The 19,484-nt window shown below is 65.0% G+C and carries 16 protein-coding genes and 1 tRNA gene; 8 read left to right on the top strand and 9 right to left on the bottom strand.

The window, feature by feature from the left end; all coding sequences use genetic code 11:
• Positions 1–230 precede the first annotated feature (230 nt).
• Entirely contained in the window at positions 231–1,595 is a 1,365-nt protein-coding gene (gene mgtE, locus PU724_RS25820) for a magnesium transporter (RefSeq protein ID WP_135858442.1), read from the top strand.
• Positions 1,596–1,654: 59 nt separating this feature from the next.
• On the opposite strand, the gene gor is transcribed toward mgtE, so the two are convergent.
• The 3 genes from gor to rpiA form a co-directional block, all read right to left on the bottom strand.
• Positions 1,655–3,043, bottom strand: a complete 1,389-nt coding sequence (gor, locus tag PU724_RS25815) for a glutathione-disulfide reductase (protein WP_127391627.1) — start codon at positions 3,041–3,043, stop codon at positions 1,655–1,657.
• 118 nt (positions 3,044–3,161) lie between these two features.
• Positions 3,162–3,773: a DUF2059 domain-containing protein gene (locus PU724_RS25810; RefSeq protein WP_127391626.1), complete on the bottom strand. Its 612-nt coding sequence runs from the start codon at positions 3,771–3,773 to the stop codon at positions 3,162–3,164.
• Entirely contained in the window at positions 3,760–4,494 is a 735-nt protein-coding gene (gene rpiA / locus PU724_RS25805; RefSeq protein ID WP_348630783.1) for a ribose-5-phosphate isomerase RpiA, read from the bottom strand. The genes PU724_RS25810 and rpiA overlap by 14 nt, the downstream gene beginning before the upstream one ends.
• Positions 4,495–4,658: 164 nt before the next feature.
• Between rpiA and PU724_RS25800 the strand changes: the two genes are divergently transcribed.
• The 3 genes from PU724_RS25800 to PU724_RS25790 all read left to right on the top strand — a co-directional run bounded on the left by PU724_RS25800 (position 4,659) and on the right by PU724_RS25790 (position 6,690).
• Positions 4,659–5,339 (top strand): phosphoglycolate phosphatase, encoded by a 681-nt coding sequence (locus PU724_RS25800; RefSeq protein ID WP_127286701.1) that lies wholly within the window; start codon positions 4,659–4,661, stop codon positions 5,337–5,339.
• Between the two features lie 129 nt (positions 5,340–5,468).
• Positions 5,469–5,543 (top strand) — tRNA-Val (locus PU724_RS25795).
• Positions 5,544–6,003: 460 nt separating this feature from the next.
• Positions 6,004–6,690 carry a Crp/Fnr family transcriptional regulator gene (locus tag PU724_RS25790; RefSeq protein ID WP_127391624.1) on the top strand — a complete coding sequence of 229 codons (687 nt, stop codon included), beginning with the start codon at positions 6,004–6,006 and terminating at the stop codon, positions 6,688–6,690.
• Between the two features lie 29 nt (positions 6,691–6,719).
• Here PU724_RS25790 and PU724_RS25785 read toward each other — a convergent pair whose 3' ends face one another.
• Together PU724_RS25785 and PU724_RS25780 are read right to left on the bottom strand one after the other, a co-directional pair.
• Positions 6,720–10,970, bottom strand: coding sequence for a cytochrome P450 (locus PU724_RS25785; protein WP_354421741.1), 4,251 nt, complete (start codon positions 10,968–10,970; stop codon positions 6,720–6,722).
• A gap of 129 nt (positions 10,971–11,099) precedes the next feature.
• Positions 11,100–12,884: an adenylate/guanylate cyclase domain-containing protein gene (locus PU724_RS25780; protein WP_354421744.1), complete on the bottom strand. Its 1,785-nt coding sequence runs from the start codon at positions 12,882–12,884 to the stop codon at positions 11,100–11,102.
• Between the two features lie 421 nt (positions 12,885–13,305).
• Between PU724_RS25780 and PU724_RS25775 the strand changes: the two genes are divergently transcribed.
• On the top strand, positions 13,306–13,572 hold the full coding sequence (locus tag PU724_RS25775; RefSeq protein ID WP_127283130.1) for a PepSY domain-containing protein: 267 nt from the start codon (positions 13,306–13,308) through the stop codon (positions 13,570–13,572).
• Positions 13,573–13,749: 177 nt separating this feature from the next.
• Entirely contained in the window at positions 13,750–14,187 is a 438-nt protein-coding gene (locus tag PU724_RS25770) for a hypothetical protein (protein ID WP_128275373.1), read from the top strand.
• Between the two features lie 9 nt (positions 14,188–14,196).
• Here the strand turns inward: PU724_RS25770 and PU724_RS25765 are convergent, their stop codons facing one another.
• Positions 14,197–16,086, bottom strand: coding sequence for a L,D-transpeptidase family protein (locus tag PU724_RS25765; protein WP_354421746.1), 1,890 nt, complete (start codon positions 16,084–16,086; stop codon positions 14,197–14,199).
• Positions 16,087–16,495: 409 nt separating this feature from the next.
• Here PU724_RS25765 and PU724_RS25760 point away from each other — a divergent pair, with 409 nt between their 5' ends.
• On the top strand, positions 16,496–16,897 hold the full coding sequence (locus tag PU724_RS25760; RefSeq protein ID WP_354421748.1) for a rhodanese-like domain-containing protein: 402 nt from the start codon (positions 16,496–16,498) through the stop codon (positions 16,895–16,897).
• A 7-nt stretch (positions 16,898–16,904) separates the two neighbouring features.
• Here the strand turns inward: PU724_RS25760 and PU724_RS25755 are convergent, their stop codons facing one another.
• Positions 16,905–17,816, bottom strand: coding sequence for an alpha/beta hydrolase (locus PU724_RS25755; protein ID WP_354421750.1), 912 nt, complete (start codon positions 17,814–17,816; stop codon positions 16,905–16,907).
• 47 nt (positions 17,817–17,863) lie between these two features.
• Here PU724_RS25755 and PU724_RS25750 point away from each other — a divergent pair, with 47 nt between their 5' ends.
• The gene (locus PU724_RS25750; RefSeq protein ID WP_292348786.1) at positions 17,864–18,316 is read left to right on the top strand and encodes a MarR family winged helix-turn-helix transcriptional regulator; all 453 of its coding nucleotides are present in this window, start codon (positions 17,864–17,866) and stop codon (positions 18,314–18,316) included.
• A 13-nt stretch (positions 18,317–18,329) separates the two neighbouring features.
• On the opposite strand, the gene PU724_RS25745 is transcribed toward PU724_RS25750, so the two are convergent.
• Complete coding sequence (locus tag PU724_RS25745; RefSeq protein ID WP_127283135.1) at positions 18,330–18,941, bottom strand: pyridoxamine 5'-phosphate oxidase family protein; 612 nt, start codon at positions 18,939–18,941, stop codon at positions 18,330–18,332.
• A 74-nt stretch (positions 18,942–19,015) separates the two neighbouring features.
• A complete protein-coding gene (locus PU724_RS25740) occupies positions 19,016–19,369 on the bottom strand; it encodes a gamma-butyrobetaine hydroxylase family protein (protein WP_127283136.1) in 354 nt (117 codons plus the stop codon).
• Positions 19,370–19,484: the final 115 nt, after the last annotated feature.

Below are 19,484 nucleotides of genomic sequence, written 5' to 3'. Positions count from 1 at the left end.
CGGCGATCACAGTGTCGCGATCTTGCCATTGGCCGCGGTTTTCCCGCGCCCTTGCGATTGACTCGGGCCGAGGCGCTCCTATGTTGCGCCGGCTCGCAGAATTCAAACCCGAACCCGCGAGCAGAAAGGTCAACCCGCCATGCCTGGCGACAGTCACAGTCGAACGCAATCGCCGTCCGCCTTGACGTGACCTGACGGCTCACGTCCTGCCGGACGGCAAGGAGTGAGCCATGAACGAATTCGTACCCGTCTTGGACGACGAAGCCATCGCCGTCGCCCGTGTCCTTGCCAACGACCACGTCGCCGACGTCGTCGAGGCGCTGAACCACGAACCACGCGAAACAGCCATCGAGCTGCTTTGCGCCGTGCCTTTCGAGCGCCTGGTCGAGATCTTCGACCAACCGCAACTCGAAAGCGCCCCGGAGCTCGTCGAAGCCCTGCCGCGCGCCAAGGCCAGCAAGCTCTTGACCGCCATGTCCGTCGACCGCGCGGCCGACATTTTGCGCGAGCTCGATGAGCCGGCCCGTTCCGAACTGCTCGGCGCGCTCGCGCCGCCGCTGCGCGCGACGCTGCTATCCATTCTGGGTTATCCGGAGGGCAGCGCCGCGTCGATCATGACGACGGAATTCGTCAGCGTGCCTTCGGACTGGACCGTCGGCCGCACCCTCGACTACATCCGCAAGGTCGAACGCACCCGCGAGACCGTCTACGCGATCTACATCGTCGATCCGGAGACGCACCTTCTGGTGCGCTCGACCGGACTGCGCCGTCTGATTACCGGCGAGCCCGACGATCCTATCCTGTCGGTGGCGCCGGATCGTGCGCCGGTGACCGTCACCCCCCTGACCGACCGAGAGACGCTGGCGCAGACGATCTCCAAATACGACCTGCTCGCCGTGCCGGTGGTCGATCATGGCAAGATCCTCGGCATCGTCACCATCGACGACATCATCGACACGATGGTCGAGGAGACGACCGAGGACGTGCATCGTTTCGGCGGCATGGAGGCGCTCGACGAGCCCTATATGAAGATGGGCTTCCTCGCCATGATCCAGAAACGCGGCGGCTGGCTCTGCGCGCTGTTCATCAGCGAGATGCTGACCGCCAATGCCATGCAAAGCTATGAGGGCGAGTTGGAGAAGGCGATCGTGCTCACCCTCTTCATTCCGCTGATCATGAGTTCCGGGGGCAACTCCGGCTCGCAGGCGACGTCGCTGGTCATCCGGGCGCTGGCGCTGCGCGAGATCAGCCTTGGCGACTGGTGGCGGGTGGCGCTGCGCGAACTGCCGACCGGCCTGGTGCTCGGGGCGATCCTCGGCGTCGTCGGCATCTGCCGTATCACGCTGTGGCAGTATTTCGGCTTCTACGACTACGGCCCACACTGGGAACGGATTGCGGCCACGGTAGGCGCCGCGTTGGTCGGCATCGTCACCTTCGGCTCGCTCTCCGGCTCGATGCTGCCGTTCGCGCTGAAGCGCATCGGCTTCGATCCGGCCAGCGCCTCGGCGCCGTTCGTCGCCACGCTGGTCGACGTCACCGGCCTGGTGATCTACTTCTCGGTGGCGCTGGTGATCCTGCGCGGCACGCTGCTGTAGACCGCTAGCAAGGCCGTCGCCCACAGAATTGGTGGCGGCCTTGCGATATGCGCACGATCTCAGACGCGCTCGCCGTCCTTCACGCGGTAGGTCGGCTTGTACATGGTGACCAGCTCTTCCGCCGCCGTCGGGTGCACGGCCATGGTGCGGTCGAAATCTTCCTTGGTCAGTCCTGCTTTCAGTGGGATCCCCAGAAGCTGCGCCATCTCGCCGGCATCCGGCCCGAGGATATGGGCGCCGAGCACCTTCCGAGACGCGCCGTCTACCACCAGCTTCATCAGCATCTTCTCGTCGCGGCCGGAGAGCGTATGCCGCATCGGCCGAAAGCTGGCGCGGTAGATCTCGATGTCGGCAAAGCGTTTGACCGCCTCGTCCTCCGACAGGCCGACAGTGCCGATCTCCGGCTGCGAGAACACCGCCGTCGGGATTGTGTCATGGTCGGGCGCGGTCGGGTTGCCTTTGAAGGCGGTCTCGATGAAGCACATCGCCTCGTGAATCGCCACCGGCGTCAACTGCACGCGGTTGGTGACGTCGCCGATCGCCCAGATGTTGTCGATATTGGTGCGCGAATATTTGTCGACATTGATGGCGCCGGTCTTGCTGAGCTCGATGCCAACTCCCTCCAGGCCCATGTTCTCGGTGTTTGGGATGCGGCCGATGGCGAGCATCACCTGGTCGACGGTCAGCACCTTGCCGCCGGTGACGAGCGCGTCCAGGCGCCCATCCGGCCGCTTGCGCACCCATTCCGACACCGCATGGCACAGGATCCTGATGCCCTTCTTCTCCATCGTCTCGTGCAGCGTGCGCCTGAGGTCCATGTCGAAGCGGGAAAGGATCTCCTTGCCGCGATAGACCAGCGTGGTCTCGACGCCGAGCCCGTGGAAGATGTTGGCGAATTCGACGGCGATATAGCCGCCGCCCTCGACCATGATCGCCTTCGGCAATTGCTTGAGGTCGAAGGCTTCGTTGGAGAAGATGCAGTGCTCGTGGCCGACGAGGGCCGGATGTGGTGCCGGGCGCCCGCCGGTGGCGATCAGTATCTGGTCGGCGGTGACGGTGCGGTCGTCGCCGAGCAGATGCACCACATGTGGGTCGACCAGCATGGCGCGCGAATGGAACGTCTCGCCGCCGGCACCTTTCACATTCTTCTCGTAGATCGCTTCCAGCCGGGCGATCTCACGGTCCTTGTTGGCGACCAGCATCGGCCAGTCGAAGCTGGCCTCGGGCACCGTCCAGCCGTAACCGGCGGCATCTGCGAAATGCTCCGGAAACTGCGAGGCGTAGACGTAAAGCTTCTTCGGCACGCAGCCGCGGATGACGCAGGTGCCGCCATAGCGATATTCCTCGGCGATGCCGACGCGCTTGCCGAGTGCGGCCGCGACACGGGCCGCCCGCACCCCGCCGGAGCCGCCGCCGATGACGAAAAGATCGTAGTCGTAAGCGGTCATCACGGAACTCCTGCAGAGAAAGGCCGAGGCACAGGTAGGCTGCCGGGCGGCAAAAGAAAAGCCCGGACAAAGCCGGGCTTTCTGGTCCAGCGGCCGTCATGCCGCCTGTAAAGGCAAATCAGTTCTGCGTGTTGTCGGCAGGCGCCTCGCCATCGGCCGGAGCGTCGCCATCGGCGGGGGCGGCAGGAGCGCTCGCATCGGCGGGCGCAGGCGCCGCCGGAGCGGCGGCCTTCGACGCGGCGGCAAGCGTTTCGCCGACCTGCTGGGCGAGATCGCGGGCCACGCCGTTCTGCCAGATGTCGGCTGCCTTGACGAGATCGCGCGTCACCGCAGGGCCGCTGTCGAGCAGCTTCTTGCCCGAATCGGAGCCGTAGAAGGTGGCGATGTCGTTGAGTTCCTTTTCGGAGAACACCTTGGCATAGGCAAGGGCGGCCTCCTTTTCGAGATCGGCGCGCCGCGCCGCCAGCGCCATCGCCTTTTCGGTAACGGTCTTGCCGATCAGTTCCTGCATGTCGGGGTTCTTCTGGATCAGCTGGTTCTCGAGCGCCGCCGCCGCCTGCGGCAGGATGTTGTCGAACGGGTCGGTGGCGTGGATCGCGGCAACCGCGGCCCGCGCGGCCTTGAGATGCGATTCGGAGACGTCCTGCGAAAACGCCGGCGAGGACAGCGCAAGGACAGCCGAAGCCGCCAGAGCGGCCGAGAAGCGGCGAACCCGGTTATGCAACATCATGGTCGATAGAACTCCCTGGTTTTCGGGCGGCATGGACGGTTTGGATGCCTTCGCCGCCGGCGATGATGGCCGCTGAAGCCAGCCCGATGAAAAGACCGTGCTCGACAACGCCTGGAATGGCATGGAGAGCATTCGAAAGCGCTCTTGTATCCGGAATGCGGCCAAAAGATGCATCGAGGATAAAATGGCCGCCGTCTGTAACAAAAGGCTGGCTCCCCGTCATCCTCAATGTAATCGGACCGGCAAGGCCGAGGCTCGCGGCCGCCGCGGTCACCGCGATCTCGGTCGCGCGCAGGCCGAACTTGTTGACTTCGATCGGCAGCGGAAAGCGGCCAAGCGTCTCCACCATCTTGGACTGGTCGGCAATCACGATCATGCGCGCGGAGGCAGCCGCGACGATCTTCTCGCGCAGCAGCGCGCCGCCGCCCCCCTTGATCAGGGTGAGCTCCGGGTCGACTTCGTCTGCGCCGTCGACGGTAAGGTCGAGCTCCGGGGTCTCCTCGAGCGTCGAGAGCGGCACGCCGAGTTCGCTGCAGAGTGCTGCGGTGCGCTCCGAGGTCGGCACGCCGATGATCCGGAGCCCGGTGGCGACCTTCTCGGCGAGCAGCCGCACGAACTCCTCGGCCGTCGACCCCGTGCCGATGCCGAGCCGCATGCCGTCGCTGACATGGCCAAGGGCGGACCGCGCGGCTTCGACCTTCAGTTGCCTGGCATCCATGATTGCACGTCGTCCCCGGGAAAGGCTGATTTGGGCGCTCCTAGCATTTTTGCCCGCGCGGTCAAAGGCCGCGCTTGTGCTTAAGGCCTGTGGATTGACCAAGCCGGCTTGCCTGATCGGGACGCAGGGGTTATCGCCTCTGGCGACGCAACCGTACAGGACTGCCCATGACCCGACCGATCATCGTGTTCGACCTCGACGGGACGCTGGTCGACACGGCGCCGGACCTGCTCGACAGCTTGAACCACAGCCTGGCGGCCAATGCGCTGGCGGCTGTCGACGAGGCCGGCTTCAAGCGCTTCGTCGGCCATGGCGGGCGGGTGATGATCGAGCGGGCGCATGCCGCGCAGCAGCGGGCGCTGGCGGTGGAGGAGCATGACCGGCTGCTGCAGCTGTTCCTCGACCACTACACGCTCAACATTCCCGGCAAGTCGCGCCCCTACCCCGGCGTTGTCGAGGCGCTCGACCGCTTCAAGGCCGCCGGTTATTTGCTGGCGATCTGCACCAACAAATACGAGGGCAATTCGGTGGCGCTGATCGGCGCGCTTGGCCTGGCGCGGTATTTCGCCGCGATCGCCGGCCAGGACACCTTCGCCTTCCGCAAGCCCGACCCGCGCCATCTCACCGAAACCATCAGGCTGGCCGGCGGCGACCCGCACCGCGCGGTGATGGTCGGCGATTCGCAGACCGACATCGATACCGCCAAGGCCGCCGGCATTCCGGTGGTGGCCGTCGATTTCGGCTACACCGAGCGCCATGTCAGGGAATTCGAGCCGTCGGCGGTGATCTCGCATTTCGACGCGCTGACGCTCGGCTTGGCCGAGCGGCTGATCGACGCCGCGGCCTGAGCAAAAACAAGGCCGTATCCGGTCCGCCGATCCCGCAATCGCGATCCTTCGGGGACCAGCGGCACATCGCTTGACTTCGGCAGCCTGCCTCCCTTATATCGCGGCTCGCTTGGCCTTCGGGCAACGAGCGGGCGATTAGCTCAGCGGGAGAGCACACCCTTCACACGGGTGGGGTCGCAGGTTCAATCCCTGCATCGCCCACCATCCAACCTGACGAAACGGTTGGATGGTTGGCCTTCACTGAATTGCACCTACACTCTTGAGAAGCCCTTCACGCGACGAGCCGCCACCATGCCTGCGCGCGCCGGCAATCGCGTGGCCTGCCGCGATGTGACAGCCTTCACAGACCTTCAGCGGGTTCTCGCGCAACGTAATGCGGCTCGGCCAACATCTGTCGGCCAGCCGAGTGAAGTCTGCGCGATCTGGAAGGCAACCGGTCCAGGCAGGGATTTTCGATCGCCGGAGGTTTCACTGTTGCCGTCCGCGCGCGTCACGGCTCCTCCCGCCGCGCGCGCGGACGGCCTTCCGCGCACTGCGCATCGGACACCAGGTTGAGGCAACGCCGCGCCATCTGACCGCGCAACTGCATGGATAAACGCCGGGGGCTTTGACGCCGTCCTTTGTTGCCGTAAACTTCGGCGAGGGCGGCAATCGGGACATCAACATGGCTTTCGCCAGCGCGAACGACAGGAACGACCTGCCGCGCCTGGCGCGGATCGATCCGCGCCAGTTCGAACTTCTGTTCAGCGGCTGCAAGGTCGAGCGCTATGCCGCCGGCCAGCACCTCTTCGTCCAGGAGGATGCCGCCGACCGCATCTACGGCGTCATGAGCGGCACTGTGGAGATCTCGATCTATTCGCCCGGCGGCCAGAAGCTGGTCGCCAATATCGAATTGTCGCGCAGCCTGGTCGGCGAGATCGGCGCGCTCGACGGACGCCCGCGCACGGCAACCGCCATCTGCCTCACCGCGTGCGAGCTGGTTTCGCTAAGCCGCGCGCAACTCTTTGATCGGATTGAGAAAAATCCCCCGCTTGCGCGCGCCATGATCGATTTGCTGTGCGCCCGGCTGCGCTGGGTCAGCGGCGAGCTCGGCGATCAGGCCTTCTTCGGCATCGAGGCCAGGCTGGCCAAGCGGCTGGTGTTCCTGGGCGGCGTGATGGCCGACGGGGACGGCTGGATACCGATCTCGCAATCGGAGCTGGGGGAGTTCCTCGGCGCGACGCGCGAGTCGGTCAACAAGACGCTGAACGACTGGCGCAGCCGCCGGATCATCGACATCAAGCGCGGCGGCCTGCGCATAACCGACGCCAGGGCGCTCAGTACCATTGCCGAATCGCAGGACGACGACTGAGGGCCTCATTTCGCCATTCGGCACCCGAATCAGAGCCGCGAGATCAGATAGCGCAGCGCGGATTTGCCGGGCATGAAGAAATAGCCCCCTCCCCGCGTGGTGACGAATTGCGGTATCCCTTTCAGCACCGTTACGCCTTCCCAGGATGGGATGGTGAACCTGCCGTCACCGCTGCGCGAGCCGATCGTCGGATCCTTTTCGCCGACCAGCCCCTGGAACGAGGTCGATGAGACCCAGGTCTGCTGCATGAATTCGTACTGGCGCTCGATGTCGGCGTTGAGGCACATGAACAGCAGGCCCTTCTCGACCTTTGCACCCTTCCGGTCCTGCTTCTGGTAGGGGCGGCCGACGCGGATGATACGGTGGCGCTTGCCGATCTGGATCTGCGTCTCGCGGTCCTCGCCAAGCGAGTCGCGCGGATTGGAGCGGCGTATGTGTGCGCCGAGCGGGCAGCGATGTCCCTGCGGATCCTCGACGCCGAGGGTGAAATCATTGTCGACGCCGCGTCCGGGCCGGCCGTCGGGGTTGCGCACCAGCGAGCTGCCGTCCGGCCAGCGGCCGAGCATCTTGGCGGCCACCCAGCGCGGCGTGATCGCCGGATTGCCAGTCTCGCCCGCTGCCTGCGCGGCGGCCGCCTTGCAGTAATCCTCGAAGCGTTCGACGTGCTGTTCGAACTGGCGCATCACGAGGAAGGAGCCGTTGCGGCCGAAATCGTGCGGCGGTGGCGGCTGTCCGGCGATCTGCCGGTTGCGGCGCACGGCCGACAGGATGCCGGAGCGGTCCTGGGCGGCCGGAACGGAGGGTGAAGCCGGATAGAAGCCGTGCTCGTCGCGATACCCGAACAGGAATTCGCCGGGCGCGACCAGATGCATGGGTGCAGCACCCGCGTTGGCCCGCGCCGTGCCCCTGACGATCGGTTGCGAGACGCCGTCGACGAAGCCGAAATGCTCGACCGCGCGCTTGCCTTCCCGCTTCACCGCGAGCGGCAGTTCCGAAACCAGCACCATCCCCGCGCCCGACGTCTTTTTCTTCAGCGCGGCCAGCTCGGTTTTCAGTATCTCGGGGCTTTCCGCATAGCAGACGACGACGGCGTGCACCGGTTTCTGCAGTGAACCCCACTGCCAATTGTCGGGAACGCTGTCGCCGAGATCGTCCAGGATACGGCTGCGTTCGGGATTGCCCATGCCGTGGCGAAAGGCGACGGGGAACGTGCCGAGCGGGTCGCCGTCGACGCCGCCGCCCAGTCCGAGGCGGCGAAGGCCGTCAGGGCCGAATGCCAGCGTCAAGGCGCGTTCGCGCGGCACGCCATCGCCAAAGCTCGCGCGGGCAACGACGAATTCGAGCCAGGCCTTGCGGCTTGCCCTGGACAGGGTCTCCGGTATGGCGATCGCCAGCATATGCGCATGCGCCAGCGCTCCGAACGGACCGAAGAAGATGGACTGGATCTCGCCGGTTTCGAGCTGCTGCTCGAGCGGCGGCGGGAAGGCCGAACTGATATTGGCCAGCAGCGAGGTGGTTTTCTGAACGGCGGTTCTTTCGGTCACCAGCCGCGGCAGCGAACCGAACAGGCTCAGCCAGTCGCGCGCCTCGTTGTCGCTAGCCGAAGCAATGCCGCGCCTGATCCGGGAATTGATCCGGATGGCCGCGGTATTGAGCTCGCGGTAGGCCGAATACCAGAACAAAGTCGGCACCTGCTGCCGCCGTGCCCAGCGCTTGAACCGGTCGCCGTCGCGCGCGCCATCGAGGAAGAGCCAGCGCGTGCGCGGATAGCCCTCGGTGTTGCTCCACACACCGGTGAGCCCGGAAGCGGCCTTGGCGATGAAATCCTCCAGGTAGCTCTCCCAGCTGCCGCCATAGTTGGAGAAGAACATCAGCCTGTTGGTGCCTGGCAAAAGCACCCAGCGGGCGAAATGGATGGTGTTGATGGTGCCGAGGAAGCCTGGCCGGTACACTTTCCGGGCCGTGATCGAGATCAGGTAGAAAGACAGCCTGAGCGCCAGCCGCCGCAGGAGCCCGGCCTTCATCGTCGAGATCGCCGTCATATGGTTTTGCGCGGCGCGATCCTCATGCACGATGATCTTGTCCAGCGCCTGCAGGTCGACCGGCGTGTTGTGCGGACGGTCGATGTCTTCGATGCGCCGCAAGGCGATGAAGCAGACGCCAAGCGCCACCGCGATCATCGCGATGAGCCCGAGCACGGCCAACAGAAGCGCCGTGCCGGCGATGGCGATGGTGGCGAAGCTGAGACCGCTCGGGTCGCCGAACACCAGCTTGTAGGTCAGCTTCCAGGAGACGAGCACCACGACCGCGACGGCCACCAGCATGGGCGGCGCCAGCAGCGTGGTGGTGATGGCCCGCCACCATTTTCCGGGCGGGCTTTCGAGCAGGCTTTCGGCCGGCTGGAAAGCCCAGTCGAACCTGCCCAGCGAGCGCACATGCCGGCGCGCCTCGGCAAGCACGGCGGCGGCGTCGCCATTGCCGGCGCGCGGCCGCTCGGCGATGTCGCGCACGATGCCGGCAAGCTCGGCTTCGGCCAGGATGCGGCGGACCGAATGACCCGGCGTGCCGGAAAACACCAGTCCTGCATTGCTGCCGAAGGATGGCGATATCTCGATATTGTGCTTGCGCAGGAAGTCGCTCAGCGCGCCGCCATCTGGCAGGCCGCAGACGTCCTTGAAGATCGGCCGCAGCCGGTGGCCGATGGCCTGGGAGACGGCATCGATGACCTCGCTGGCGCTGCCGTCGCCGGAGATTTCGAGAACCAGAGCGCCTTTCTCGACACCGGAAGCTTCGTCGATTTCGCCGGTGCCGGCCACGGCGAGGCTGGTGAAGTGAATGGTGCCGGCGGTGTCGAGAGCGGCGCTCATCTCCTCGATGGCCGGATTGCCAAGCATGGCGACCTTGTCGCGGATGGCGTCCAGCGGCACGGGCCGGACGACCGGACAGACCACTGTCACCATCGACTGATCGACGGTGTGGCAGAACGCCGGCTGCTCGAAATCGACCGTGAGGCTTTCCGGATAGGCGCCGATGTTGCTCAGGCGTCCGACCCTGCCGCTGGCGCGGCGCAGCTTCTGCTTGCCGAACAGCGCGCGCAGGCTTTCGCCGATCTGGATCCTGGCGATCTCGGCGCCGATGCACAGATGGATGCCGTGCCCGAACACCAGATAGTCGCGATGCGGGCGCGTGGTATCGAAATCGTTCGGGTTCTGCACCGCGTCAGGGTCGAACATCGCCGACAGTGTCGCCGGCATCACCACCGTTCCGGCCTTCACCAGCCGCTCGCGGCGCGTCCCCCTGGCGATGGTCGCGTCGCGCGAGGTATAGCGCCACGGGCCGACCCAGATCGGCTTGAAGCGCATGGCCTCCATGATCGCCCGGTCCAGCTTCGCCGTGTCGTTTTCGGCGAGCGCCGCGTCGATGGCCTGCCTGGCATCGGGCCGCGACAGGATGACGTCCAGGCAATTGCCGCCGGCCAGCACATTGGTCGGCACGAAGCCGGCGATCATGCCCAGCATGATCGAATGGATGTCGGGGCGCGACAGCCGGCCCTGGTCGAGCAAGGCGACAAGCCGCGCCAGCGGCTGGTCCTTCTGGCCCTTTTCCCTGATCGCGTCGATGGAGCGGTCGATGACCTTGATCAGCCGATCGCCGCCGACAACGGCAAGCTCGCGCGTGACTGGTTTGGCCGTAGGATCGGAAAAGAACAGCGCGCTCAGGGCGATCGCCCAGTCGGCGAACTCGGATTCGTCGTCGATCTCAAGCCCGAAATAGTCGCGGCAGATATGCACCGGCAGGATCTTCAGCAGCCCGGCGATGGCGTCGAAGCCGGGGCTGGCGGCCGTCATGATGTCCCTGGAATGGCGCGCCGCGATCGGCCGAACCTTGGCCTCGACCTCGGCCGGCGGAAAGGCGCTCAGCACCGACGATTTCATCTGCCGGTAGGCGGCGCCGTCCTGCATGCCGAGGATGAAGTTCGAGCCCCGCGCCAGTTCGGCCATCTCCGGCCCGTAAGGCGTCTCGAACTCGTCGCCGCGCTCCAATATGTCGCGAACGTCGGCATTCCTGGTGACGAGCAGGAAATTGCCGAAACCGAGGTTCGGCTTGAAGCGGCGCAGCAGCGCGAGGGCCCAGCGGGGATCGTTGAAGAAGAAGCCGACGATGCGCGACGCCAGGCCGTTGGTGCGGAGCCGTTCGATGTCGAAAGGCGGCATTTCCGACAGCGGTCGCTGGCTTTTCTGGGCTGCGCGGACCTTATCGAAATACTTTAACTTGATCATTCGCGTTCAAGCCCCCCGGCTGTCCACGTCATTGCGATACCGGCCGTCTCATGGCCTAGGTTTGCATCGATCCGGCGTATGTGATTCTCTTCACAGTCATCACATCCAGCCACCAGCCGGCCCGCGAAATCACGTCGCCGACCTCGCCAGTTTGAAATTGGCAATGAGGAATTCATTGGCGGATTTGTCGGCGAACGGGATCCAGCGCACGCGCTGTTCGGAGAAATCCGGATGCCTTGTCTCGAAAATTGCCAACTCGCGCCTGGCCTCATCCGCGCGGCCGCTGCGCATGAGCGCGCCGATCTTCAGATACCTGGCGTAGAAGTAGCCGGGCGACAGGTTGAGCGAGCGGTCGGCGGTGGCGATCACGGCCGGCCAGTTCTCGACGAAACTGTAGGCGACCGCCAGTTCTCCCAGATTGTGGAACCGATAGAGGTCGAAGGGGCTCAGCCGCTCGGTGTCGAGGAAGAACGGTATCGCATCGGCGGCGTCCCCGAGCAAAAGCTTGGCGCTGCCCATGGCCGAGCGCGCGAAGGCAAAGCTCGGGTTGATGTGCAGCGCTTCCTTCAGATGCTCGATCGCGGCCCGCGGCTGTCCCCGCATGATATCGATGACGCCGAGATGGGCGTGCGGACGCGCATCCAGGCTGTCCATCAGCAAGGCCTTGCGCGCGTACTGCTGGACCTTGTCGAGGTCGTCACTGTCGCCGAAACGCAGCCACGCCCGCCAGAAATACCACCATGCCAGCTCATTCAGCACGGCGCTGGAATTGGGGTCCTCACGATAGGCCTTTTCGAAGAAATCGAGGGCGATCTCGGTATCGCCGCGCGTACGCCGGTTCATGTGCCAGCGGCCGCGTCGCACCAATTGCCAGGTCTCAAGGCTTTCCCATGGCACCTGGAAGGTGCGCGCCTGTTCGGCCCGGTCGACTTCCTTGTCGAGCATGGAGACGATCTCGCTGCCGATCTGGTCGCGCAGCTTGAAGATGTCGACAAGGTCGCGGTCGAAGCGCTGCGACCAGACCAGACGCCCATTCGACGTATCGGCCAGCGAAGTGTTGAGCCGGATCTGCCCGCCATTGCGCGTCAGCGTGCCGCTGACGATGTAGCGCGCGCCCAGCGCATTGCCGATCACCCGGGTTCCCAGGCTGTCGTCGCGGAACTGGAAGCTGGAACTCTTGGCGATCACCGAAAGCCACCTCGTATTCGAGAGGCCGTAGATGATGTCCTCGGCGATGCCATCGGCCATGTAGCCGACATCGCGCTCGCCGCCATTGCCTGCGAAAGGCAGCACGGCGATTGCTGGCGGGCCCTTGGGCGGCGCCTTTTGCGGGCTGAAGGCGGGGGAAATGGCAGCGAGCGGCGCCGCCGGCGACGCTCCGCTGCCGCCGCCGCGGCCGGCTATCAGGACGCGCACCGGCAAGGCGATGTTCTTCAGCATGAATTCGCCGAGATCGGTGAACTCGGCGGCTGTCTTGTCCTTCACGTGGTGCCATGTCGTCTCCGAGATGGCGAGCCCGTCATGCGGCGCGAACTCCTGCAGCCTGGCGGCGATGTTGACGTCGTCGCCGTAGAGCCTCCCCTCGCGCACGATGACGTCGCCGGTGTTGATGCCGGCCCGGAACGGCATGCGCATGTCCTCGGCCACGGAAGCATTGAGCGCGACGACCCGGCCCTGGAAATCGAAGGCGGCGCGCAGGGCCTCGATCGGGTTGCCGAATTCGGCCATGATGCTGTCGCCGGCATCGCCGAAGGTACGGCCGCCGAACGCGGCGCAACTGTCGGCGATGATGTCGCGCCTCTCCTCGAAGGCGGCGACGGCCAGCTCGTCGTCGATGCCCATCAAGCGCGAGAATCCGACGGCGTCGATAGAAATGATGGTCGCCAGCTGACGGGTGTAGTTCCGTTCAGCCATGGTCAAAGCCCCCGGTCCCTGCTTGCGGTCCAGCACGGGCGACTTCCGCTTTGTTGAACACTTCGCCGTTTGCCGACGGAAAATCCTCGGCAGGCTCGGCGCGCCGTTGCCACCCTGTTATGTCGGCAAGTCTAACAGGGTCTTCGCAAAAGCTCTACCACGATCCGCTAATAGAACGCAGCGCGCGACCGGCTGCATGGTTAGCCGTTTGTTACTCAAGTTCTGCCTCGCGAATTTTCGCTTACGTATTGAAATATCATCGGTTTATATATTTCAGACGTGGCGAAAGCACATCGACGACGGCGCCGCCCCGCGGTCCGCCATGCCGACCTGGAACAGGCGTTGTGCTCACTGGCGGAACCAACCGGGACGCGAGCGAGTTCCTTACGGCACACATGCGAGCACGAGATGAGGGGCTATCATGCGTACTGTTGTTTTGGCGACCGGCCTTACTGTTCTTCTCCTCGGCGGGCCGGCCTTCGCGGCCGATGCAAAGCCGCTGCCGCCGCCCAATGCCAAGAAACTGTCGGAAATCCTTGCCAAGGTCGAGCAACGCGCCGACTTCCGCTATGTGAAGGAAGTCGACTGGGACGACGGCGTCTACACCGTCACCTATTACACGACCGACCGGGCGAAGGTCGAAATCGCCTATGATCCGGTGACCGCCGAACCCAGCGAGGCCCGATAGACGCGCGCTTGCGCGGGGTGCTCGGCCATCGGTGCAGGGCGCCCCTCCCGATCGCCGCGAACGCGAGCGCGAGCGCCGCCCCTTGCGTCGAACCGCCTTTGATGGCTGACTGCTGCTCCACGATTGCGGGCACGGGGGTGCGGGGCAGTGGTAAAACACGTATTGAAGCGCGTCCTGATGATGCTTGCCGGCTATCTGGTCGCGGTGCTTGTCGGGCTGATCGCCGTGGCGGCGATCTATGGGATACTCAGTTCGCTGCCCAACGCGCCAGCCTATTTCGACCTCATGGGCGTCAGCCCGATCGCGGTCCTGCTGGTGCCGCCGCTCGGCATGTTCGTCTACTTCCTGACGATCATCCTGACCTGGATGCAAACCCTCGTCTTCGCGCTGATCGCGGAGTTCTTTTCGTTGCGCAGCTTCCTGCTGCACATGGTCTTCGGCGCCATCGCGGCGGCGGCGGGTTTCGCGCTGATCTGGCCGGACGCCCCGGAGAGTCCGGAGCGCTGGGCCGACACGGGCATCATCACCGCCGCCGGCTCGGTTGCCGGCCTGATCTATTGGCTGATCGCCGGGCGCGACGCCGGCTTCAGGCGTCCGCTTTTCGAGCGTGCCTGAGGGTGCCGACTAGCTCGCCGGAGACCGCACTGCCTCGGTCGCGTCGAGCGCCTGCATCAGCCGCGTGTCGCGATCATAGACGTCGTCGAAGTATTCGACATTGCCGGCCATGTCGGGCCACGCGGTGAAATAGGCGACATAGACCGGGATGGTGCGGGTCACCTTTTCGGTCGAATGCCCGTGCTTCAGCTTCTCGGCGACATAGTCGACCGAGGTACCGAGCACCGCCGCCGCCATGCCGCGCGGGTCCTGCAAGCGCACGCAGCCATGGCTCAGCGCCCGCATGTCGCGCTCGAAGAAGGACTTCTGCGGCGTGTCGTGCATGTAGATGGCATGCTTGTTGGGGAACAGGATCTTCAGCTCGCCCAGCGCATTGGCCTCGCTCGGCTGCTGGCGCACGCTGTAGGGAATGTTGGCGCCGTAGGCGCCCCAATTGACCGCCGATGACGGCACGCGCCGCCCGCTCGAATCCGTCACCTCGTAGCCGGCGCGGTCGAGATAGCCGGGATCGTTGCGCAGCCTGGGCAGCATCTCGTTGACGATGATCGACTGCGGCACACCCCAATAGGGATGGAAATCGACCTGCTCGATCTGGTCGTAGAAGAAGGCGGTCTGGTTTGTGACCTTGCCGACGACGACGCGGGTCTTCAGCTTCTCTTCGCCATTGTCGATATAGCTGGCGGTGAAGGCCGGCTGGTTGATGAAGACGCGCGGACTGCCGAGGTCGGAAGGCAGCCAGCGCAGTTCTTCCAGCGCAACCTTGACCTTAGTGACCTTGTCGGCCTTGGAGGTTCCGGCCAGCGAAGCGACGGTGCGCGGCCCGATGACGCCGTCGCCCTTCATGCCGGCCCGCTTCTGCACCGCCTTGATGACCGGCACCAGTTCGGGATCGTAGAGTTCGCTCTTGCCCAGCCTGACGAGGACGTCGCCATAATCGCCGCCCATCTCGTCGTCGAGGTTGCGCGCGATCAGCGTCAAAAGCTTCGGCAATTCGGGGCTGCTCTCGCCGGGCTTCAGCAACAGCTTGGGATCGACGACGATCTCGTTCTCCTCGCTCGCCTGCAGCGCTTCCAGCTCGACGCGCAGCGCCTGATACTCCGGGTTCTGCGGGTGTCGCGATTCCAGATAGGTGCGCACCTCCTGCGTATGCGCCAGCGTCTTCAGCACGCCTTCCATGTCCAGCGGCTTGGCCGGGAAATCATAGTAGCCGGTCATGCGATTGGGTTCGACGCGGCCGCTCTGGGCATCATGGGCATAGCGCAGCACGCGCGCCGACAGCGCCATCTCGAAGCGGACGAGCTCTTTCAGGCGCTCGTTCGCGCTGGCCGAGGATGACGCGGCTGGAATGTCGACCGTATAGTCGGCGGGCGTCAGGCCGTAGCTCGCCGCCTCGCCAAGCACCCGCACCGCATCCTGCGCGCGGCTGTTCGGAGCGGTGTCCGTCACCCAGATGAAATCCGGATTGGCCGAGTAATAGGCGATCAGCGCCTTGGCGATGTAGGGCTCGGCATAAAGCTCATAGTCTCCAAGTCCGGCGATCGCCTCATGGAAGGCATTGCCGGTCACCGACGGCACGAAGGCTGCGTCCTGTGGCTTCTCCGGCTCCGTTGCCGCTGCCGGCGCTGGCGACGACGTCAGCGCGGCGAAGTCGACACGCACCAGCCGGTCGGCCTTGTAGGTGTAATAGGACGGGCTGCTGATCTTGGAGCCGCCGCCACCCGGCACCTTGTTGGGCTTCGGCTTGGGCGGCGGCGGGAATTCGCCTTGCGGGTTATGCCGGACGCCGCCACCGAACAGCATGTCGAACAGGCCCTGTGCGCTCGCCTGCGGCATGCCGAGGCTCAGCGCCGCAGCGACCGCAAGCGGCATCACCGTGGCTTTGTTTCCGAAAATTCTCATGATCACCCGCTCCGGTTGTGAACCGGCTCCCGTTCCGCGCCGCTAGACGGTCACGCCCACCGCATGGCGGATGTAAGGCGCGATTATACCGATTCATACCGATTTCGTTAAGCTTCCATAAATTTCGGCGCGCCTGTTGCAGAACAGTTTCACAAGTTTGTGACGGTCTTGGGCAAACCGGCTTTGGCCTATACCGGTTGCATCGGGCGCTGGCGCAGCAGTCCGTGATCGAGGCGGCGCCGGCGACGAATCAGCCCCTGGTCCGGCTCCGCCGGGGGACGATGCCGGACGGTTGTGGAGACGGCCCGGACGATGGAGGCATAGGCGCATCGCCGGCCTCGGCGCGGCGTGACAAACGCCGGCCGTTGTGCTGGAAATCCTCAAGACTAGCCTCGAGAGGAATGCGCCGGTGAAAAAGGGATATCGACAGTTGCTCGATGAGGCCAATGCCGAGATCGAGGTGGTTTCGCCGGAGGAAGCGGCGGGGCTGATCGAGGACGAGGATACGATCTTCATCGACCTGCGCGATCCGCGCGAAGTCGAGCGCGACGGCAGGATACCAGGCGCCAGGCATGTGACGCGGGGCATGCTGGAATTCTGGATCGATCCGGAAAGCCCCTACCACAAGCCGTTCTTCGCCTCGGGCAAGAGTTTTGTCTTCTTCTGCGCCGGCGGCTGGCGCTCGGCCCTGGCCACCAAGACGGCGCAGGACATGGGGCTTTCACCGGTCAAGCACATCCTCGGCGGTTTCACCGCCTGGAAAGCGGCCGGGCTGCCGGTCGAGCCCGGGCAGAAGAAGAAGGCTGACTGACCGCGCTTCAATGCATCAGCGTCGATTCGCCATGCCCGGTCGCGAAGCGGACGGCGTGTTCGACTACGCCCTTGTCGGCGAGGATGCGGCGATGGCCGAGCCCGTCGGCCCAATGCAGGCTGACGTGATCGCCGGCGCCGGCATAGCGCGTGGCATGGTCGGCCGAGACCTCGCGGTCGTCGGGCGCATGGATGACCAGCGTCGGCACCAGCGCTTCCGCAAGCTGGCGGTCGCCGGTGAATTCGCCGAGCGGCCTGCCGGAGAGCTTTTCGACGCGGTCGGCCATGGCAAGCTGCGAACGCGGACCGACATTGAGCATGCGGCTGAAGTCGGCGAAGATCGCCGGCAAGGAACTCGGCGCCGCGATCAGCACCAGCCTGTCGGCGGCAACGGGCTGGATGCCCCTGACGGAACCGGCGACGGCGTTGGCGGCAACGGCGCCGCCGAAGGAATGGCCGACGATCGCACTGAATGGCCCGAACCATTCGCCGGCGACCTTCGCCGCCTCGACCGCATTGACCATGTTCAGGCGGCGGCCCTGCGACTGGCCGTGGCCCGGCAGGTCGAGCGAGACCACCCTGTAGCCCGCCCGGCGATAACCTTCGATCAGCGCACGCATGTATTCGGTGCGCGAGCGCCAGCCATGGATGACGAGCACGGTGCCGGCGGCCGCCCTGCCCGGCTCGGATCGGAATTCATGCACCATGACGCAGCCGGTCTTCGTTTTCAGCCGGTGATGGCGCGCCTCGGTCATGAAGGCCGCGGCCCGGTCGACGGCGCGGCGTTCGCCGTCGCTGAGGGCTTTCACATTGGGCGTGCGGCAGAACAATTCGAACGCGGCGCGGCCGCTGAGGCGGGGCGCCACATGCTCGGCCGCGCCGAACACGCCCCGGATGACCTTCAGTCCAAATGATGCCATAGTGGCGATCCATCCATTCGTTCAAGCATGAACATAATAGTTCAAACATGAACATTAAACAAGACCTGCCCTGGGACAACCCGCGCTTTCGCAACTGGGTCGCGGTGGCGCGTGCCTGCCATGTGGTGGAGCGCACGCTGGCAGTGAAGCTGGTGCCGCTGGATCTCAAGCCGGCGCAGCTCGACGTGCTGATGAACCTCTACCGCCATCCCGGCATGTCGCAGCATGACCTTGCCCGCAAGCTCTTGGTCGGCCGTTCCAACATCACCATGCTGCTGCCGCAGCTGGAAGCGCGCGGGCTGCTGCGCCGCGAGGGCGACGAGAAGGACAAGCGCGTGCTCAGGCTCAGCCTGACCGTGGAAGGCGAAGCCCTGCTGATGCAGGCGCTGAAGGTTCACATGGCGCTGATCGAGAAGGCGATGAGCCAGTCGACTGCGGAGCAGTGCGACATGATCGGCGAGCAGATGCGCAAGATCGCCGATGTGCTGAACGAAGCCTGAGCGCCGGGCGCACCTACCACATCGTCTTCTTTGCCCGCTCTGGCCATTCCTTGTCATAGGTCTCGCCGTCGATGCTCTGGCGGCTGGTGACCTCGAGGATCCGGCCGGGCGTCGGCAGCGATTTCGGATCGACATGTTTCGCCGGGTTCCAGAGCTCCGACCGGACGATGGCGCGGGCGCACTGGAAATAGACCGAATCGACCGCAATCACCGTGACCGAACGCGCCGGCTTGCCGTCGACGCCGAAGGAGGCGCAGAGCTCGGCATCGGTGGTGATATGAGCACGGCCGTTGACGCGAAGCGTGGTGCCGGACCCCGGCACCAGGAACAGCAGGCCGACGCGCGGATCGCGCAGGATGTTCTTCAGCGAATCGGCGCGATTGTTGCCGCGGCGGTCCGGCATCATCAGCGTCTTCGGATCGTGGATGCGCACGAAGCCGGCGAGGTCGCCGCGCGGCGAGCAGTCGAGCCCCTCCGGCCCGGCGGTCGCCAGTGCGGCGAAGGGCGAGGTCTCGATGAAGGCGGCGTATTCGGGAATGATGTGGTCGAGTTCCTTGACGATCGAGGCTTCGCCCGGAATGCCGTAGAGCGCTTCAAGCTGTTCGACTGATGTGATGACAGACATCTGTTTCGTCTCCGAACCTTTGCCGGCGCTACTCCACATCCATGACGCCTTGACGACAAAGCGGATGGCAAGACCTAACGGTCGCGACCGAGGCCTTTCTCGGTCAATTCGGCGAGATAGGCATTCCAGCGCGCCTCCTTCTCGTGACCAAGCGCATGCAGGTAGTTCCACGTATAGATGCCGGTGTCGTGGAAATCGTCGAAGGTGATGCGCACCGCATAGTTGCCGACCGGCTCGATCTTGAGGATGGCGACATTGCGCTTGCCGGGCACGGTGACCCGCTGCTCCGGCGAATGGCCCTGCACTTCCGCCGAGGGCGACAGCACGCGCAGCAGCTCGGCCGGCAATTCGAACGGATGATGGTCCGGAAAGGTGACGGTAAGCAGCTTGCGGTCCTTCGAGACCCGGAGTTCCTTCGGCGCTGTCATGCGGATCGTTCCTGCGTCATTTCCACCCCTTCCCTACGCTGCTTCGCCACAGGCGAAAAGGCCATTGCAGGGCGGCCGACACGCGATGTCGGTCGGGGAATGTTACCAAAGATCA

It is taken from the genome of Mesorhizobium abyssinicae (assembly GCF_049887195.1).
GTDB classification, from domain to species: domain Bacteria; phylum Pseudomonadota; class Alphaproteobacteria; order Rhizobiales; family Rhizobiaceae; genus Mesorhizobium; species Mesorhizobium abyssinicae.
The sequence above is the reverse complement of the archived record's forward strand: the minus strand, read 5'-3'. Positions and strand labels throughout refer to the sequence as shown.

Bases quoted from the DNA above. Each gene is read 5' to 3' on its own strand.
- mgtE (WP_135858442.1), top strand. From the start codon at position 231: ATGAACGAATTCGTACCCGTCTTGGACGACGAAGCCATCGCCGTCGCC.
- gor (WP_127391627.1), bottom strand. From the start codon at position 3,043: ATGACCGCTTACGACTACGATCTTTTCGTCATCGGCGGCGGCTCCGGC.
- PU724_RS25810 (WP_127391626.1), bottom strand. From the start codon at position 3,773: ATGATGTTGCATAACCGGGTTCGCCGCTTCTCGGCCGCTCTGGCGGCT.
- PU724_RS25800 (WP_127286701.1), top strand. From the start codon at position 4,659: ATGACCCGACCGATCATCGTGTTCGACCTCGACGGGACGCTGGTCGAC.
- PU724_RS25790 (WP_127391624.1), top strand. From the start codon at position 6,004: ATGGCTTTCGCCAGCGCGAACGACAGGAACGACCTGCCGCGCCTGGCG.
- PU724_RS25785 (WP_354421741.1), bottom strand. From the start codon at position 10,970: ATGATCAAGTTAAAGTATTTCGATAAGGTCCGCGCAGCCCAGAAAAGC.
- PU724_RS25780 (WP_354421744.1), bottom strand. From the start codon at position 12,884: ATGGCTGAACGGAACTACACCCGTCAGCTGGCGACCATCATTTCTATC.
- PU724_RS25775 (WP_127283130.1), top strand. From the start codon at position 13,306: ATGCGTACTGTTGTTTTGGCGACCGGCCTTACTGTTCTTCTCCTCGGC.
- PU724_RS25770 (WP_128275373.1), top strand. From the start codon at position 13,750: ATGATGCTTGCCGGCTATCTGGTCGCGGTGCTTGTCGGGCTGATCGCC.
- PU724_RS25765 (WP_354421746.1), bottom strand. From the start codon at position 16,086: ATGAGAATTTTCGGAAACAAAGCCACGGTGATGCCGCTTGCGGTCGCT.
- PU724_RS25755 (WP_354421750.1), bottom strand. From the start codon at position 17,816: ATGGCATCATTTGGACTGAAGGTCATCCGGGGCGTGTTCGGCGCGGCC.
- PU724_RS25750 (WP_292348786.1), top strand. From the start codon at position 17,864: ATGAACATTAAACAAGACCTGCCCTGGGACAACCCGCGCTTTCGCAAC.
- PU724_RS25745 (WP_127283135.1), bottom strand. From the start codon at position 18,941: ATGTCTGTCATCACATCAGTCGAACAGCTTGAAGCGCTCTACGGCATT.
- PU724_RS25740 (WP_127283136.1), bottom strand. From the start codon at position 19,369: ATGACAGCGCCGAAGGAACTCCGGGTCTCGAAGGACCGCAAGCTGCTT.